We start from the raw sequence: 16,355 nt of genomic DNA, 5'->3' as shown, positions 1-16,355 counted from the left end.
TCATTCGTCCCCGGCCGGCCCGCCGCCGGGCCGCTCCTCGTCGGACTGCTCGCCGGACTGCTCGCCCTCGTCCGGCTTGCGGTACGGATCGGCCCCGCCCGCGTAGTCCGCCCCCGACGAAGCCTTGCGCACCTCTTCGTCCGAGGCCCTTGCCTTTGCGAGGAGGTCGTCGATCGTACGGGCGCTCTCCGGCAGGGCGTCCGCGACGAAGCTGAGGCTCGGGGTGTGCTTCACGCCCGCCGCCGCACCGACGGCCGTACGCAGCACGCCCTTCGCGCTCTCCAGCCCGGCGGCCGCCGCCTTACGGTCCTCGTCGTCGCCGTAGACCGTGTAGAAGACCGTCGCCTCCCGCAGGTCCCCGGTGACGCGGGTGTCCGTGACGGTCACATGTGTGCCGAGCCGCGGGTCCTTGATCCCCCGGTGCAGCTTCTCCGCGACCACCTCACGGATGAGGTCTGCGAGCCTCTTCGCCCGTGCATTGTCGGCCACTGGTCCGTCTCCTCGCTAATCGTCTTCTTCTCCGTGGAAGCGCCGCCGCACCGACAGCAGTTCCACTTCCGGACGTGCGGCGACCAGCCGCTCGCACCGGTCCAGCACGTCCGTCACGTGGCCCGCGTCCCCCGAGACCGCCGCCAGCCCGATCCGGGTGCGGCGGTATAGATCCTGCTCCGCGACCTCGGCCACGCTCACCGCGTACTTGCGCTGAAGCTCGGCGAGGATCGGTCGTACGACGGAGCGCTTCTGCTTGAGCGAACGCACGTCGCCCAGCAGCAGATCGATGGAAAGAGTCCCCACATACACCCGGAGATCGTAGAAGATGCCGCCGGGGCCGATCGACGGAGTTTCCTCCGCCGACCGGCCCCGGACCGGCTCAACTCGCCTGCTGTGGCGCCCCGGCGGCGTCAGCCGCGGGGCTTCTCCCGCATCTCGTACGTGGCGATGACGTCGTCGACCTTGATGTCGTTGAAGTTGCCGAGGTTGATACCGCCCTCGAAACCGTCACGGATCTCGGTCACGTCGTCCTTGAAGCGGCGCAGCCCCTCGATGTTGAGGTTCTCCGCCACGACCTTGCCGTCGCGCACGACGCGGGCCTTGGTGTTCCGCTTGACCTCGCCGGTACGGATGAGCACACCCGCGATGTTGCCGAGCTTGGAGGAGCGGAAGACCTCGCGGATCTCCGCGGTGCCGAGCTCGACCTCCTCGTACTCCGGCTTGAGCATGCCCTTCAGCGCCGCCTCGATCTCCTCGATGACCTGGTAGATCACCGAGTAGTAGCGGACGTCCACGCCCTCGCGCTCGGCCATCTGCGTCGCGCGCCCCTCGGCGCGGACGTTGAAGCCGATGACGATGGCGTCGGAGCCGGTCGCCAGGTCGATGTCGGTCTCGGTGACCGCACCCACGCCCCGGTGCAGGATGCGCAGGTCGACCTCCTCGCCGACGTCCAGCTGCATGAGCGAGGACTCCAGGGCCTCGACCGAACCGGACGCGTCGCCCTTGATGATGAGGTTGAGCTGCTGCACCTCGCCAGCCTTGAGCACCTTGTCCAGGTCCTCCAGGGAGACCCTGCGGGTGCGCTTGGCGAACGCGGCGTTCCGCTCGCGGGCCGCACGCTTCTCGGCGATCTGACGGGCCGTACGGTCCTCCTCGACCACCAGGAAGTTGTCGCCGGCGCCGGGGACGTTCGTCAGGCCCAGGACGAGGACGGGGGTCGCGGGACCCGCTTCCTTGATGTTCTCGCCCTTGTCGTCGAGCATCGCGCGGACCCTGCCGTAGGCGTCGCCCACGACCATGGTGTCGCCGACGCGGAGCGTGCCGCGCTGCACCAGGACGGTGGCCACGGCGCCACGGCCGCGGTCGAGGTGGGCCTCGATCGCGATGCCCTGTGCGTCCTGCTCCGGGTTGGCCCGCAGGTCGAGCGCGGCGTCGGCGGTCAGCACGACCGCCTCCAGCAGCGCGTCGATGTTCTCGCCCTGCTTGGCGGAGATGTCGACGAACATCGTGTCGCCGCCGTACTCCTCGGCCACCAGGCCGTACTCGGTCAGCTGACCCCGCACCTTCGTCGGGTCGGCACCCTCGACGTCGATCTTGTTGACCGCGACCACGATCGGCACCTCGGCCGCCTTGGCGTGGTTCAGCGCCTCGATCGTCTGGGGCATGACGCCGTCGTTCGCCGCGACCACGAGGATCGCGATGTCCGTCGACTTGGCACCGCGGGCACGCATGGCGGTGAACGCCTCGTGACCAGGGGTGTCGATGAAGGTGAGCTTGCGCTCCTCGTCGTTGACCTCGGTCGCGGCCTGGTAGGCACCGATGTGCTGCGTGATGCCGCCGGCCTCGCCCGCGATGACGTTCGTCTTGCGGATCGCGTCCAGAAGACGCGTCTTGCCGTGGTCGACGTGACCCATGACGGTCACGACCGGCGGACGCGGCATGAGCGCCGTCTCGCCGCCCTCGTCCTCGCCGAACTCGATGTCGAAGGACTCGAGAAGCTCGCGGTCCTCCTCCTCCGGGCTGACGATCTGGACGACGTAGTTCATCTCCTCGCCGAGCAGGCTCAGCGTCTCGTCGGAGACGGACTGGGTCGCGGTGACCATCTCGCCCAGGTTGAACATCACCTGGACCAGCGACGCCGGGTTGGCGTTGATCTTCTCCGCGAAGTCCGTGAGCGAGGCGCCGCGCGAGAGCCGTACGGTCTCGCCCTTGCCGCGCGGAAGCATCACGCCGCCGACCGACGGCGCCTGCATCTGCTCGTACTCCTGGCGGCGCTGCCGCTTCGACTTGCGCCCGCGTCGGGCCGGACCGCCGGGACGGCCGAACGCGCCCTGCGTACCGCCGCGGCCGCCGGGACCACCGGGACGGCCGGCGAAACCGGGACGGCCACCGCCGCCGCCGGGACGACCCGGACCGCCGCCGGGACCACCGCGGCCGGGGCCCGGACGCGGAGCGGCAGCGGGACGCTGCGGCATCATGCCCGGGTTCGGCCGGTTACCACCGCCGCCGCCGGGACGCGGACCGCCCTGGCCGCCGCCCTGCGGACGAGGCATGTTGCCCGGAGTCGCACCACCACGGCCGCCCGGCGCCTGCGGACGCGGACCGCCCTGGCCCTGACCGGGCTTCGGGGGCTGACCCGGCTTGGGCGCACCGCCGGGCCGCGGGGCCTGCGGGCGCGCCATGCCGGTCGAACCACCGGACGTGAAGGGGTTGTTGCCCGGACGGGGACCCGACGGGCGGCCGCCCGGCTTGGGCGCTCCCTGACCGGGACGTGCGGCCTGACCGCCGCGACCGCCCTGGCCCTGGCCCTGGCTCTGGCCCTGGCCCTGGCCCTGACCGGGCTTCGGCGCGGACTGACCGGGCTTCGGCGCCTGGCCCGGCTTGGGAGCCGTCGCACCCGGCTTGGGGGCGTCGGCCGAACCGGCCGGAGCCGAGAACTCCGGCTTGGCCGGACCGGGCTTCGGAGCGCCCGGCTTGGGCGCCTGCGTCTGCCCGGAGGCGGGAGCGGCCGGAGTGACCGGGCCGCCGGCCTCGCCCTCGGACGTGGCGGCAGGCGAAACAGGGGTCTCCGGCGCCGGCTTCGGGGCTCCCGGCTTGGGGGTCTTGGACTGGCCCGTCTTCGCGGCTCCCGCACCGGGCTTGGGCGCCGCTGCGCCGCCGGGCTTCGGGGCGGCCGCGCCACCGGGCTTGGGTGCGGCCTTCTTCGGGGCCGCGGGCTTCGCCGCGGACTTCTTGGCGCCGGAGGCTTTGCCGGCACCACCGCCCGCGTCGAACGCGTCGGTCAACTTGCGTACTACCGGCGCCTCGATCGTCGAGGACGCCGAGCGGACGAATTCGCCCAGTTCGTTGAGCTTGGCCATGACGACCTTGCTCTCGACTCCGAGCTCCTTCGCGAGCTCATATACCCGGACCTTAGCCACTTCGCTCCTTACGGTCCGGGGGGCCATCCGCCGCCGGACCTTCGCTACTTATGCATGGGCGTACTCATCGCGTACTCATCGAGTGCTCATCGCAATCTCGACCTACTTCCGACTCGCGAGGTACCTCTCCGAACGGAGGGTTCCGAACGGACTGTCTTACGGTTCCGCCTTCTCGATCTGCTCGACCTGCCGCCGCAGCCCTGCCACGTCGAACGGCCCCGGGCCACGGAAGGCCCTGTTGAACGCCCGTCGGCGGACGGCCTGGTCGAGGCAAGCCGACGTGGGATGCAGATACGCGCCCCGGCCGGGCAGCGTACCGCGAAGATCAGGGACGCAGCGGCCCCCGCTCAGCACCACACGCAGCAGATCGGGTTTGTCCGAGCGCTTCCGACAGCCCACGCAAGTGCGCTGTGGGCATGCTCGGACTCGCGTCCGGCCAGACACCGTTAAGTCTACCTCCCCGTACCGTCACACCCCTTCGGGGGTAACGAGCACCCTGTTGGTTTCAGCCCTGCTCGGCAGCCTGCCCGGGTGCGGGCTCGGGCTCCGCGGAGACCACTTCGCCGCCGTCGGCCGTGTCCGGGCGGATATCGATGCGCCAGCCGGTCAGCCGGGCGGCGAGGCGGGCGTTCTGGCCCTCCTTGCCGATGGCGAGCGACAGCTGGTAGTCGGGCACCGTGACCCGCGCGGACCGTGCCGCCAGGTCGATGATCTCGACTTGATTGACACGCGCCGGGGAGAGCGCGTGCGCGACGAGATCCGCGGGGTCCTCGGACCAGTCCACGATGTCGATCTTCTCGCCGTGCAGCTCTGCCATGACGTTGCGCACCCGGCCGCCCATCGGGCCGATGCAGGCGCCCTTGGCGTTCAGCCCGGAGCGCGTCGAACGCACCGCGATCTTCGTACGGTGGCCGGCCTCGCGCGCGATGGCGGCGATCTCGACGGAACCGTCCGCGATCTCCGGCACCTCCAGCTCGAAGAGCTTCTTCACCAGGTTCGGGTGGGTGCGGGACAGGGTCACGGACGGTCCGCGCACGCCCTTCGCCACGCGCACGACGTACGTACGCAGCCGGGTGCCGTGCGCGTAGTCCTCGCCCGGGACCTGCTCCTGCGGCGGGAGGATCGCCTCCAGCTTGCCGATGTCGACGAGCACGCTCTTGGGGTCCTTGCCCTGCTGGACCACGCCCGCGACGACGTCGCCCTCGCGGCCCGCGTACTCGCCGAAGGTGACCTCCTCCTCGGCGTCCCGCAGCCGCTGGAGGATGACCTGCTTCGCGGTGGTGGCAGCGATGCGCCCGAATCCGCTGGGGGTGTCGTCGAACTCCTGCGGCTCGGCGCCCTCGGCCAGGTCGGCCGCGCTCTCCTTCGCCCAGACGGTCACGTGGCCGGTCTTGCGGTCCAGTTCGACGCGGGCGTCGCGGTAGCTGCCCTCGGTGCGGTGGTAGGCGATCAGAAGCGCGGACTCGATCGCCTCGACCAGCAGATCGAGCGAGATCTCCTTCTCCCTCACCAGCCCGCGCAGGGCGCTCATGTCGATGTCCACGGCTACGCCTCCTCCTTGCCTTCGTCCTCAGCGGCCGCGGACTCGTCCTGTGTTCTCTTCTCGGCGGCCTTGCGGTTGAACTCGATCTCCACCCGCGCCTTGGCGATCTCGCCGTAGCCGAGCCGGCGGGCGGTGGGCCTGCGGCCCTTCACGCCGGGGACCTCGAGGTCGATGCCCTCCGCGTCCACGCTCGTGATGCGCGCCGTCAGCTCTCCGCCCCCCGCGGCCTCGGTGAGGTTCGCCTTGACCAGCCGGCCGCGGGCTCGGCGGAAGTGGCGCTCCTCGGTGAGGGGACGATCGGCTCCGGGCGAGGTCACTTCCAGTACGTACGGGGTGCCGCCCATGGTGTCGGTCCCGTCCAGGACCTCGGAGAGGATGCGGCTCAGCTCGGCGCAGGTGTCCAGCTGGACTCCGTCGTCGGAATCGACCACGACGCGGAGGACCCGCCGCTTCCCGGCGGGGGTCACCTCGATCTCTTCGAGATCCAGCCCCTTCTTGCTCACGAGGGGCTCCAGCAGTCCGCGCAGCCTCTCGTTCTGGGTGGTGCTCATCCGGGTGACTCCTCGGCCGCGTGTGCTGTTGTAGGGGTGCCTGTACCAGGGACCTGTACTGGGGGAGTTGACGTCGGCGTGCAGGGCTCCAAGCCTAACGTCTGCCGCGGGTGCCGCCGACCAGACGGGCGATCCGGGCGCGATGTCAGGGGACGCGGGGGTATTGATGGGCCCAGTGAGGGTGGCCCGTCGAGGCGTTCGGAAGCGCGCGGGTACGCTCTCGGGCGGTGATCACCGCACACGTGTGCCCGCCGCGCAGTTCCGAGCGATGCCGACGCCGACCAGGGAGCCCCCATGCCGCTCACGCCGTCGCCGCCGGACGGCCCGCGCAGGCGGTCCATGGTCGCCGGCACGCTGGGCGCGCTGGGGCCGCTCGGTGCTCTCACGACGCTCACGGGCTGCTCCGGGGACGGCGGCGGCGAGGACTCCGCGCAGGTCACCGCGGCGGACAAGCGGCTGCGCCGGCAGGCGACCCGGCAGAGCCTGGACCTCCTGGCCCGCTATGACGCCACAGCCGACGCCCACTCCGGTCTCGCGGAACGGCTCCGCCCGCTGCGTGCGGCGACGATGCGGCACGCGGAAGTCCTCAGCGGCGAGGACGAGAAGAACAGCGAGGGCGGCAAGGGACGCGACGGCCGAGGGCGCGACGGGACCGGGCCCGGTGACGACGGCACGGGCGGCGGGAAGCGCGGGCAGGACAAGCCGAGGGTGCCCGGTGACGAGAAGGCGGCGCTGACGGCACTGGGCGACGCGGAGCAGCGTACGGCCCGGGTGCGTACGGCTGCGCTGGTGACGGCGCCCCCGGAGACGGCACGGCTGCTGGCTTCGCTCGCCGCGGCGGGCGCTGCGCACGCGTATCTGCTCGGCGCGGGCGAGGGCACGTACGAGGACGGGAAGGGCGAGGACGGAGAGGACGACGGCGCATGAAGAAGCTGGTCGACGCCGTGCAGGCGGCCCTCGCCGCGGAGCACGCCACCGTCTACGGCTATGGCGTCGTCGGCGGCCGTATCGACTCGTCACGCCAGGACGAGGCGCGCAGCGCCTACGACGCACACCGCTCCCGGCGTGACGCGCTGCGCCGCGAAGTCCGCGACCTGGGCGGTGAGCCGGAGCCGGCGGCAGCGGCGTACGCTCTGCCGTTCGCCGTGCCCGACAGCGCGGCCGCCGTGCGGCTCGCGGCGGAGCTGGAGGACCGGCTGGCCGGCGTGTACGCGGATCTCGTACGTGCCAGCGGGGGCGCCCGGAGGCGCGAGGCAGCGGGGGTGCTGCGCGAGGCGGCGGTCCGGTCGGTGCGCTGGCGGGGCAGCAGCGTAGCCTTCCCTGGTCTCTCCGAGCGCTCCGCCTCCGACGGCCCGGAGGCTTCGGGGTCGCCGACGCCCGGTGAGACGTCCGGTTCGCTCTGACCGTCCCCCGGACCCCGGACCGGCCCGCGTACTCGCACCGCAGCGCAACGCTGTTCGCAATGCCCGCACGCCCGCAGCACACAAAACGCCCACATCACAAGGCCCGGATGACGCGGCACCGCCTCGCGCCGACGCAACGATGCACCGGCGTGCCGCCGCAACGACGTGCGAGGCCGGCCACGTCCGATGCCGGCCGGAAGGACAGGTCACTGTCAGCCGCAACGACGGTCAGCCGTAAAAGATCAGCCGTAAAGAAAGGTCCCCTTCACCGCATGGCTTCTGCACTGCCTCTCGATCCTCCGCAGCGGCTTGTGCGCACCCTCGGCTCGCAGCAGGGGCACGCCGGCGAACCGACGGCCCGTGCCGGTGAGCAATGGCTCGCGGAGTTGCCTTCGCTGCTGGAGCGGATGCTGGAGAAGTGGGAGCTGACGGCTGAGCGCGTGGTCTCTCCCGGCGGACGCGGCAGCCTGGTGGCGCTCGTGCGGGAGGCCGACGGGAGTCCGGCGGCGCTCAAGCTGCTCGCGCCGTACGCCGCCGGCGCACGGGAACGCGCCGAGCGCGAGGCCGCGGCCCTCACGCTGTGGGACGGCCGGGGCGCCGTACGGCTGCTGCGCTCCGAGCCCGGCGAGGGGGCGCTGCTGCTGGAGCGGCTGCACGGCGAGATGTCGCTGCGTTCGCTTCCGGAGGCGAAGGCGATGCTGGAGGCGGCCTCGGCGGTACGGAGGCTGTGGATCCCGGCGGAGGCGGCGTCCGCGGAGGCGCCGGGTGCCGCGGCGGGGGCGCTGTGCACCGTGGCCGAGCACACGGCGGCGAGCAGCGAGTTCCTGCGTTCGCCCGCGACGCCGGAGGAAGCGCGGCCGCTGCGCGACGAGGCGCTGGAACTGCGGGACGCCCTGCTGGACGGTCCGCCCGAACAGGTGCTGCTGCACGGCGACTTCAGGCAGGGCGCGGTCCTCTCCGCCGACTCCGGGCGCGCTCCGTGGCTCGCGGCGGGGCCGGATCCGGTGGTGGGCGAGCGTACGTACGACCTGGCACGGCTGGTGCGCGACCGGCTGCACGATCTCGTGGCCTCCCCCGGTGCCGCCTCGGCGACGCGGCGCCGGGTGCACAAGCTCGCCGACTCCCTCGACGTCGACCGTGAGCGGCTTCGGGGCTGGTCGCTCTACCGTGCGGTGGAGTCGGGCGTACGGCACATCAGCAGCGGCAGCAGGGAGGACGGCGAACTGCTGCTGGAGTTCGCCGGCTGGCTCTGACCGCGACCGGGGCCGGCGTCCGTACGCCCGGACCGCGACGCTCAGCCGGCCGCCGACAGGCGTGCGACCGCGTCCGCCACCGTCAGTTCCTCGCGCTCGCCGCTGCGGCGGTCCTTCAGCTCGACGAGCCCGTCCTTCGCGCCCCGGCCCACGATCAGGATCGTGGGCACGCCGATCAGCTCCGCGTCCGTGAACTTCACGCCCGGCGAGACCCCAGCACGGTCGTCCACGATCACCCGCACTCCGGCCGCGCCGAGCTTCTCCCCGACCTCCACGGCCGTCTCCGTCTGGAGCGCCTTGCCCGCGGCGACGACGTGGACGTCGGCCGGGGCGATCTCCCGCGGCCAGCACAGACCCTGTTCGTCCGCGGTCTGCTCGGCGAGGGCCGCCACGGCACGCGTGACGCCGATGCCGTACGAACCCATCGTCACGCGCACCGGCTTGCCGTCCTGCCCGAGCACGTCCAGCTCGAAGGCGTCGGCGTACTTGCGGCCGAGCTGGAAGATGTGGCCGATCTCGATCGCCCTGTCGAGCTCGATGCCCGAACCGCAGCGCGGGCAGGGGTCGCCGGGCAGGGCCACGACCACGTCGAGGTAGTCGTCGACCTCGAAGTCGCGGCCGCACACCACGTGACGTGCGTGCCTCTCCGGCTTGTTGGCGCCGGTGACCCACTCGGTGCCCGGCGCGATGCGGGGGTCGGCGATGTAGCGGAAGGCCTTGCCCGCCATGCCGTTCTGCGGGCCGACGTAGCCGCGTACGAGATCGGGCCGGTCGGTGAAGTCCTCGGCCGTGACCAACTCGACCTCTGCGGGCGCGAGATGCTCCGCGAGCTTGCCCAGGTCCACGTCGCGGTCGCCGGGAACGCCCACCGCCGTGATCTCGCCGTCGACCTTCACCAGCAGGTTCTTCAGCGTGGCCGCCGCCGGTACGCCCAGGAATCCGGCGAGCGTCTCGATGGTCGGGGTGTCCGGTGTGTCGAGCTCCTCGACCGCCGGATGCTCGGCGGGCTCCGCGGCCACCACGGGATGGGTCAGCGCCTCGGTGTTCGCCGCGAATCCGCAGGAGGGGCACTGCGCGTAGGTGTCCTCGCCGGCGGCGGCCGGCGCGAGGAACTCCTCCGAGGCCGAGCCGCCCATCGCGCCCGAAACGGCGGAGACGATGCGGTAGTCGAGGCCGAGGCGGTCGAAGATGCGCCGGTACGCCTCGCGCTCCTGCGCATACGACTCGGCGAGGCCCTCGTCGCTGACGTCGAAGGAGTAGGCGTCCTTCATCGTGAACTCACGGCCGCGGAGGATGCCGGAGCGGGGACGCGCCTCGTCGCGGTACTTCGTCTGGATCTGGTACAGCGTCACCGGCAGGTCCTTGTAGGACGTGCACTGGTCCTTGACGACCTGGGTGAAGATCTCCTCGTGCGTGGGGCCGAGCAGATAGGCGGCGCCCTTGCGGTCCTCCAGGCGGAAGAGCAGGTCGCCGTACTCCTCGTACCGGCCGGAGATCTCGTACGGCTCCTTGGGCAGCAGCGCCGGCAGCAGCACCTCCTGGGCGCCGATGGCGTCCATCTCCTCGCGCACGACCCGGGTGACGTTCTCCAGCACCGTCAGGCCCAGCGGCAGCCACGTCCAGATGCCGGCCGCGGCGCGGCGCACGTACCCCGCGCGCACCAGCAGCTTGTGGCTCACGGTCTCGGCGTCGGCCGGTGCGTCGCGCAGCGTCTTCAGCATCGACCGGGACAAACGCTGGACTCGGGCTGCCATGGAATTCTCCGTGCGGTGATTGACAGCAGAGGGGACTGCTGCGGAACGACTGCTTCTGCGGGAAACGACTGGGGACGAGACTATCCGGCCCCGCGCACGCCACGGAAATGCGATTCCCCGCCCCGGCCCGGGCCATGGGGACCCGCGGGCCTTCGCCGCCGGGCCTGCCGTCAGAGCCGAGATCAGAGCCCGACGTCAAGGTCCGACGTCAGGGCCCGACGTCAGAGCCGGGGCAGCGGCAGCCAGGCCCCCATCACCGCGTACGGGCTCGGGGCGCTCGGAAAGTGCACGTTGCGCGCCAGATCCCGGTAGCCGAGGCGGTGGTAGAGGGAGCGGGCGGGGCTCTCGGTGTCGATCGCGGAGAGCAGCGAACGCGCTTCCCCGGCGGTGTCGGTGAGCGAGGTGATCAGCCGGCGGCCGATACCGCGCCGCTGGTACAGCGGAAGCACATGCAGCTCCGTGATGACGAAGGAGTCGTTGAGCCACTCCTCGAAGCCCTCGGCGCGCAGCGGGCCCGCGACGACCGTGGACCACCACTGCGTACGGTCGTTGGGCATCCCGTAGACGAATCCGACGAGCCTGCCCTCCGGCGTGCGCGCGCCCAGCGCCCGGGCGCCGGGGGACTTCAGATGGCGCAGCACGATGTGCCGCCGCACCCCGATCTCTTCGTCGCTCAGCCCGAAGGCGACGGCCTGCACCGCGAGCGCGTCGTCCACGTGCGCTTCGAGGTCGAGCGGTCCTACGACGGGCTCGCGGGGGTCCTGGGGCGGCGGACCCCCGGCGGAATGCAGCATGACGGGGAGGCTACAGCCAGTCATGGGTACGGCGGCGGGCGGTGCGCACGACGGGCCGGCCGGATCGCGCCGGGACCGTCGCGGCCCGGGCGGGACCTCGCGGGCACGCCCTAGAAGAGGACGCTCATGAACGAGCCGACCTCGCGGAAGCCGACGCGTCTGTACGAGGCGCGCGCGGCCTCGTTGAAGTCGTTGACGTAGAGGCTGGCCACCGGCGCGAACTCGTTGAGCGCGTAACGCAGCACCGCCGCCATCCCGGAGACCGACAGTCCCTCGCCGCGCCGCTCGGGCGTGACCCAGACCCCCTGGATCTGGCAGGCGCGGGGCGTGGCCGCGCCGATCTCCGCCTTGAAGACGATCCGGCCGTCCTCGACGCGGGCGAACGAGCGCCCGGAGCCTACGAGTTCGGCGACCCGTGACTGGTAGACGAGGCCGCCGTCGCCCGCGAGCGGGGAGACGCCGACCTCCTCGGTGAACATCTCCACGCAGGCAGGCAGCACGGTCTCCATCTCGTCCTTGCGGATGCGGCGTACCAGCGGATCGGGCCGTACGTCCCGCGGAACCTCGTCGGTGACCATGAGCGGCTGCCGGCGGCGGACGTCGCGCGCGGGGCCCCAGTGCGGTTCGAGCTGCGACCACAGGGCGGCGGTGGGGCGGGCCGGTCCGACGATGGACGAGCAGCGGCGGCCCTGGCGCCGGGCCCGCTCGGCGAAAGCGCGCACGGCTTCCGGGCCGGCGCACAGCGGCACGAGGTTCGCGCCCGCGTAGCAGAGGGACTCCAGCCTGCCCCGGTGGTACCAGCCCCACATCTCGCCGCCGAGGCGCAGGGCGTCGAGTCCGGCGGTGTGCACGCGGGAGGCGATGAAGGCGTTGTTGACGGGCTCGCGGTTCATCAGCGCGAGTACGTCGTCGAGTTCGCCGGGCTCGACGACCCGGGTGGAGGTGGTGGTCAACAACGTGTCGGCTGCCTCACCGTGACGTGCCCTGGGGACTGAGGAGATGGGGGGAAGGCGCTCTTCCGACTGTACCCCGCAGCCGGCGGGGCGTACCTACGGGCCCGTAGGCACGGGGCGGCTCCGGAGGCCGGACCGCGGATCCCGGAAGGGGTGCCGCGGGGCCTCCGGGGCCGTCCCGGAGCCGATGTCTGCCGGCCGTGTCCGGCCGTCCCGCCCGTCGCCGCGGCTCAGCCGCTGACGGCGACCTCCGGCTCGCCCGAGGCGACGCCGTCCTTCTCCATCTGCTCGGCGATCTTCATGGCCTCGTCGATGAGCGTCTCGACGATCTTCGATTCCGGAACGGTCTTGATGACTTCGCCCTTGACGAAGATCTGTCCCTTGCCGTTGCCGGAGGCGACGCCGAGGTCCGCCTCGCGTGCCTCGCCCGGACCGTTGACGACGCAGCCCATCACGGCGACGCGCAGCGGGACCTCCATGCCGTCGAGGCCCGCGGTGACCTCGTCGGCCAGCTTGTAGACGTCGACCTGGGCGCGGCCGCAGGACGGGCAGGAGACGATCTCCAGTCGGCGCTGGCGCAGGCCCAGCGACTCCAGGATCGAGATGCCGACCTTGCACTCCTCGGCGGGCGGCGCGGACAGCGAGACGCGGATGGTGTCCCCGATGCCCTCCGCGAGCAGCGCGCCGAAGGCCACGGACGACTTGATGGTGCCCTGGAAGGCGGGGCCGGCCTCGGTGACTCCGAGGTGCAGCGGATAGTCGCACTGCGCGGCGAGCTGCCGGTAGGCGTTGATCATGACCACGGGGTCGTTGTGCTTCACCGAGATCTTGATGTCGCGGAAGTCGTGCTCCTCGAAGAGCGAGCACTCCCACAGCGCGGACTCGACGAGCGCCTCCGGAGTGGCCTTGCCGTGCTTCTCCAGCAGCCGCTTGTCGAGAGAGCCGGCGTTGACGCCGATGCGGATGGGGACGCCCGCGCCGGAAGCGGCCCGGGCGATCTCCTTGACCTTGTCGTCGAACTGCTTGATGTTGCCCGGGTTGACGCGGACGGCCGCGCAGCCGGCGTCGATCGCGGCGAAGACGTACTTGGGCTGGAAGTGGATGTCGGCGATCACGGGGATCTGCGACTTGGCCGCGATGGTGGACAGCGCGTCGGCGTCCTCCTGGGTGGGGCAGGCCACTCGCACGATCTGGCAGCCGGACGCCGTCAGTTCGGCGATCTGCTGGAGCGTCGAGCCGATGTCGGCCGTGCGCGTCGTGGTCATCGACTGTACGGACACCGGCGCGTCACCGCCGACGGCCACCGGGCCCACCTGGATCTTCCGGCTCTTGCGCCGGTCGGTGAGCTTGGTCGGTACGTCCGGCATTCCGAGCGAAATCGCTGTCGCTGTCATCAGGCGTGCAACCCCAAGGTGTGAATAGAGAAGTCCGGGGAGATCGGCGGGCTCCGGTCACCGAGATTACGGCACCGTCACCCGTACGAGCACATCCCTGTCCCGAGAGCGGGACGAAGCGCACACGCCGGGCCGAATCCCGCCCGGATGGCACGGACGGTACGGACGGGACCGCCGTGCCGACCCGTCGTGCTAGCCCGCCAGCCGCACCGGATTCACGACGTCGGCGACGAGCACCAGCAGCGTGAAGCAGATGAATATCCCGGCGACCACGTACGCGACGGGCATCAGCTTCGCCACGTCGAACGGACCGGGGTCGGGTCGCCTGAAGACCTTGGCGAAGGCCCTGCGTACCGACTCCCAGAGGGCTCCCGCGATGTGGCCGCCGTCCAGCGGCAGCAGCGGCAGCATGTTGAACAGGAAGAGCGACAGGTTGAAGCCCGCGACGAGGAAGAGCATCGTCGCCACCCGCTGGGTCGGCGGGATGTCGAGTGAGAAGACCTCACCGCCGACGCGTGCGGCGCCGACGACGCCCATCGGGGAGTCCTGCTTGCGCTCGGCGCCGTCGAACGCGGCGTTCCACAGGTCGGGGACCTTCGACGGCAGCGCGACCAGCGCCTGCACGCCCGAGGCCATCATGTCGCTCATCCGGTCGACCGACTGCGGGAACGACTGCTGGATCACGCCGCTGGCCGGAGTGAAGCCGAGGAATCCGGCCGTGACGTACTCGCCGTCGACATAGCCGCCGCGGCCGTCGGACTTGGCGACCTTGTTCGAGATCAGATCGGCATCGAGGGTCTTGCTGGCGCCGTCGCGCCGGACGGTGATGGTGGCGTGCCCCGTGGTGTCCCGGATCGACTGCTGGAGGGTGCCCCACTCGGTGACGGGCTTGCCGTCGAAGGCCACGATCTTGTCGCCCGGCAGCAGGCCGGCCGCCTTCGCCGGGGAGTCCTTCGCCCCCTTCGGGCACGAGTCGGACTTCGCCGACGCCGGGATGACGCACTTGGAGACCGAGGAGACCGTGGTGGTCTGGGTGTTGATGCCGAAGGACATCAGGACGACGAGGAAGATCACGACGGCGAGGATCAGGTTCATGAACGGGCCGGCGAACATCACGATCACGCGCTTCCAGGGCGCCCTCGTGTAGAACAGCCGCTTCTCGTCGCCGGGTTGCAGCTCCTCGAAGGCCGCGGCCCGTGCGTCCTCGATCATGCCGCGGAACGGGGAGGTCGAACGCTGGCGCAGCGTCCCGTCCTCGCCGGGCGGGAACATCCCGATCATGCGGATGTAGCCGCCGAGTGGCACCGCCTTGAACCCGTACTCCGTCTCCCCCCTGCGGCGGGAGAGGATCGTCGGCCCGAATCCGACCATGTACTGCGGTACGCGGATGCCGAACATCTTCGCCGTCGAGAGATGCCCCAACTCGTGCCAGGCGATGGAGAAGAGCAGGCCCACGAAGAAGACGACTATGCCGAGGATGGTCATGAGGGTCGTCATGCGCGGGCCTCCGCTGCTGCCGTCGCCAGTTCGCGGGCGCGCTCGCGCGCCCAGTTCTCCGCGTCGAGGACATCGTCGAGCGTCAGCGCCGCCGCGCGGGGCGTCCCGTGCTCCTCGACCACAGCGGCAACCGTATCCACGATGCCGGGGAACGGCAGCCTTCCGCCCAAGAACGCCTCCACGCACTCCTCGTTCGCGGCGTTGTAGACGGCGGGCGCCGTGCCTCCCGCGCGGCCGACCTCGAAGGCGAGCGGCACGGACGGGAACGCGTCACCGTCCAGCGGGAAGAAGTCCCACGACATCGCGCGGGACCAGTCGAAGACAGGCCCGGCCTCCGGCACCCTCTCGGGCCAGCCGATCCCGAGCGCGATCGGCAGCCGCATGTCGGGCGGTCCGCACTGGGCCAGGGTCGAGCCGTCGTTGAACTCCACCATCGAGTGCACCGCCGACTGCGGGTGCACGACGACCTCGATCCGCTCGAAGGGGACGCCGTAGAGGAGATGGGCCTCGATGACCTCCAGGCCCTTGTTGACGAGCGTCGCCGAGTTGACGGTGATCACCGGACCCATGTCCCAGGTCGGGTGGGCCAGCGCCTCCTTGGGCGTGACGTCGGCGAGCGCGTCCTTCGTACGTCCGCGGAACGGGCCGCCCGAGGCGGTGATCAGCAGCTTGCGCACCTCGGAGTGCGTGCCGCTCATCAGGGCCTGGAAGAGCGCCGAGTGCTCGGAGTCGACGGGCACGATCTGGCCGGGTGCGGCCAGCGCACGTACCAGCGGTCCGCCGACGATCAGCGACTCCTTGTTCGCCAGCGCCAGCATCCGGCCCGCCTCCAGAGCGGCGAGGGTGGGCGCCAGCCCGATGGAGCCCGTGATGCCGTTGAGCACCGTGTGGCATTCGCTCGCGGCCAGTTCGGTCGCCGCGTCCGGCCCTGCGAGTACCTCGGGGATGGGCTCGCCCGGTCCGTACTCGGCGCGCAGCGCCTGGCGCAGCTGCCCGACCTTGTCCTCGCGGGCGACGGCCACGGTCCGCACCTGGAGCCGGTGCGCCTGGCCGGCCAGCAGCTCGATCCGGCCTCCCGCCGCGGAGAGCCCGGTGACCCGGAACCGTCCCGGATTGCTCAGTACGACGTCGACCGCCTGGGTGCCGATGGAGCCGGTCGATCCGAGGATCACGATGTCGCGCGGGCCTGCCGGGGCGTCGATGCCTTCCGGGAGGTCCGGGGGGCCGGGGGCGGGCCGCAGATGCGGATCAGCGAGAGGTTCCGTCATGGATCCATTCTGACGGCTCCCCGGCCTGCCGCGT

At 71.4% G+C, this 16,355-nt stretch carries 15 protein-coding genes; 3 read left to right on the top strand and 12 right to left on the bottom strand.

Annotated features, from left to right (window positions below; genetic code table 11):
* The 6 genes from rbfA to rimP all read right to left on the bottom strand — a co-directional run bounded on the left by rbfA (position 1) and on the right by rimP (position 6,005).
* On the bottom strand, positions 1–489 hold the full coding sequence (rbfA, locus tag HCC61_RS28525; protein ID WP_169140432.1) for a 30S ribosome-binding factor RbfA: 489 nt from the start codon (positions 487–489) through the stop codon (positions 1–3).
* 15 nt (positions 490–504) lie between these two features.
* Positions 505–801: a DUF503 domain-containing protein gene (locus tag HCC61_RS28520; protein ID WP_169140430.1), complete on the bottom strand. Its 297-nt coding sequence runs from the start codon at positions 799–801 to the stop codon at positions 505–507.
* A 101-nt stretch (positions 802–902) separates the two neighbouring features.
* Complete coding sequence (infB, locus tag HCC61_RS28515; RefSeq protein ID WP_169140428.1) at positions 903–3,911, bottom strand: translation initiation factor IF-2; 3,009 nt, start codon at positions 3,909–3,911, stop codon at positions 903–905.
* Positions 3,912–4,067: 156 nt separating this feature from the next.
* Positions 4,068–4,355, bottom strand: coding sequence for a YlxR family protein (locus HCC61_RS28510; protein WP_169140426.1), 288 nt, complete (start codon positions 4,353–4,355; stop codon positions 4,068–4,070).
* A gap of 61 nt (positions 4,356–4,416) precedes the next feature.
* Positions 4,417–5,454 (bottom strand): transcription termination factor NusA, encoded by a 1,038-nt coding sequence (gene nusA / locus HCC61_RS28505; RefSeq protein WP_169140424.1) that lies wholly within the window; start codon positions 5,452–5,454, stop codon positions 4,417–4,419.
* Between the two features lie 2 nt (positions 5,455–5,456).
* Positions 5,457–6,005, bottom strand: a complete 549-nt coding sequence (gene rimP / locus HCC61_RS28500) for a ribosome maturation factor RimP (RefSeq protein ID WP_169140422.1) — start codon at positions 6,003–6,005, stop codon at positions 5,457–5,459.
* Between the two features lie 294 nt (positions 6,006–6,299).
* On the opposite strand from rimP, the gene HCC61_RS28495 reads away from it, so the two are divergent.
* The 3 genes from HCC61_RS28495 (at position 6,300) to HCC61_RS28485 (ending at position 8,661) form a co-directional block, all read left to right on the top strand.
* On the top strand, positions 6,300–6,932 hold the full coding sequence (locus HCC61_RS28495; protein ID WP_240969373.1) for a hypothetical protein: 633 nt from the start codon (positions 6,300–6,302) through the stop codon (positions 6,930–6,932).
* Positions 6,929–7,408 carry a ferritin-like domain-containing protein gene (locus tag HCC61_RS28490; RefSeq protein ID WP_169140420.1) on the top strand — a complete coding sequence of 160 codons (480 nt, stop codon included), beginning with the start codon at positions 6,929–6,931 and terminating at the stop codon, positions 7,406–7,408. The genes HCC61_RS28495 and HCC61_RS28490 overlap by 4 nt, the downstream gene beginning before the upstream one ends.
* 272 nt (positions 7,409–7,680) lie before the next feature.
* Positions 7,681–8,661: an aminoglycoside phosphotransferase family protein gene (locus HCC61_RS28485; RefSeq protein WP_169140418.1), complete on the top strand. Its 981-nt coding sequence runs from the start codon at positions 7,681–7,683 to the stop codon at positions 8,659–8,661.
* A gap of 41 nt (positions 8,662–8,702) precedes the next feature.
* Here HCC61_RS28485 and HCC61_RS28480 read toward each other — a convergent pair whose 3' ends face one another.
* The 6 genes from HCC61_RS28480 to dxr form a co-directional block, all read right to left on the bottom strand.
* Complete coding sequence (locus HCC61_RS28480) at positions 8,703–10,415, bottom strand: proline--tRNA ligase (protein ID WP_169140416.1); 1,713 nt, start codon at positions 10,413–10,415, stop codon at positions 8,703–8,705.
* A 221-nt stretch (positions 10,416–10,636) separates the two neighbouring features.
* Positions 10,637–11,209: a GNAT family N-acetyltransferase gene (locus HCC61_RS28475; RefSeq protein ID WP_169140414.1), complete on the bottom strand. Its 573-nt coding sequence runs from the start codon at positions 11,207–11,209 to the stop codon at positions 10,637–10,639.
* A 110-nt stretch (positions 11,210–11,319) separates the two neighbouring features.
* Complete coding sequence (locus HCC61_RS28470; protein WP_169140412.1) at positions 11,320–12,165, bottom strand: GNAT family N-acetyltransferase; 846 nt, start codon at positions 12,163–12,165, stop codon at positions 11,320–11,322.
* A gap of 227 nt (positions 12,166–12,392) precedes the next feature.
* The gene (gene ispG, locus HCC61_RS28465) at positions 12,393–13,556 is read right to left on the bottom strand and encodes a flavodoxin-dependent (E)-4-hydroxy-3-methylbut-2-enyl-diphosphate synthase (RefSeq protein WP_169140410.1); all 1,164 of its coding nucleotides are present in this window, start codon (positions 13,554–13,556) and stop codon (positions 12,393–12,395) included.
* Positions 13,557–13,748: 192 nt separating this feature from the next.
* The gene (locus HCC61_RS28460; RefSeq protein ID WP_169140408.1) at positions 13,749–15,053 is read right to left on the bottom strand and encodes a site-2 protease family protein; all 1,305 of its coding nucleotides are present in this window, start codon (positions 15,051–15,053) and stop codon (positions 13,749–13,751) included.
* Positions 15,050–16,321, bottom strand: coding sequence for a 1-deoxy-D-xylulose-5-phosphate reductoisomerase (dxr, locus tag HCC61_RS28455; RefSeq protein ID WP_169140406.1), 1,272 nt, complete (start codon positions 16,319–16,321; stop codon positions 15,050–15,052). The genes HCC61_RS28460 and dxr overlap by 4 nt, the downstream gene beginning before the upstream one ends.
* Positions 16,322–16,355 lie beyond the last annotated feature (34 nt).

The organism is Streptomyces sp. HNM0575 (assembly GCF_012726265.1).
In the GTDB taxonomy this organism is placed as follows: Bacteria; Actinomycetota; Actinomycetes; order Streptomycetales; family Streptomycetaceae; genus Streptomyces.
The sequence above is the reverse complement of the archived record's forward strand: the minus strand, read 5'-3'. Positions and strand labels throughout refer to the sequence as shown.

Coding starts and splice junctions, on each gene's coding strand:
- dxr (WP_169140406.1), bottom strand. CDS start 16,321: ATGACGGAACCTCTCGCTGATCCGCATCTGCGGCCCGCCCCCGGCCCC.
- HCC61_RS28495 (WP_240969373.1), top strand. CDS start 6,300: ATGCCGCTCACGCCGTCGCCGCCGGACGGCCCGCGCAGGCGGTCCATG.
- ispG (WP_169140410.1), bottom strand. CDS start 13,556: ATGACAGCGACAGCGATTTCGCTCGGAATGCCGGACGTACCGACCAAG.
- HCC61_RS28480 (WP_169140416.1), bottom strand. CDS start 10,415: ATGGCAGCCCGAGTCCAGCGTTTGTCCCGGTCGATGCTGAAGACGCTG.
- HCC61_RS28485 (WP_169140418.1), top strand. CDS start 7,681: ATGGCTTCTGCACTGCCTCTCGATCCTCCGCAGCGGCTTGTGCGCACC.
- HCC61_RS28490 (WP_169140420.1), top strand. CDS start 6,929: ATGAAGAAGCTGGTCGACGCCGTGCAGGCGGCCCTCGCCGCGGAGCAC.
- HCC61_RS28475 (WP_169140414.1), bottom strand. CDS start 11,209: ATGCTGCATTCCGCCGGGGGTCCGCCGCCCCAGGACCCCCGCGAGCCC.
- rimP (WP_169140422.1), bottom strand. CDS start 6,005: ATGAGCACCACCCAGAACGAGAGGCTGCGCGGACTGCTGGAGCCCCTC.
- HCC61_RS28460 (WP_169140408.1), bottom strand. CDS start 15,053: ATGACGACCCTCATGACCATCCTCGGCATAGTCGTCTTCTTCGTGGGC.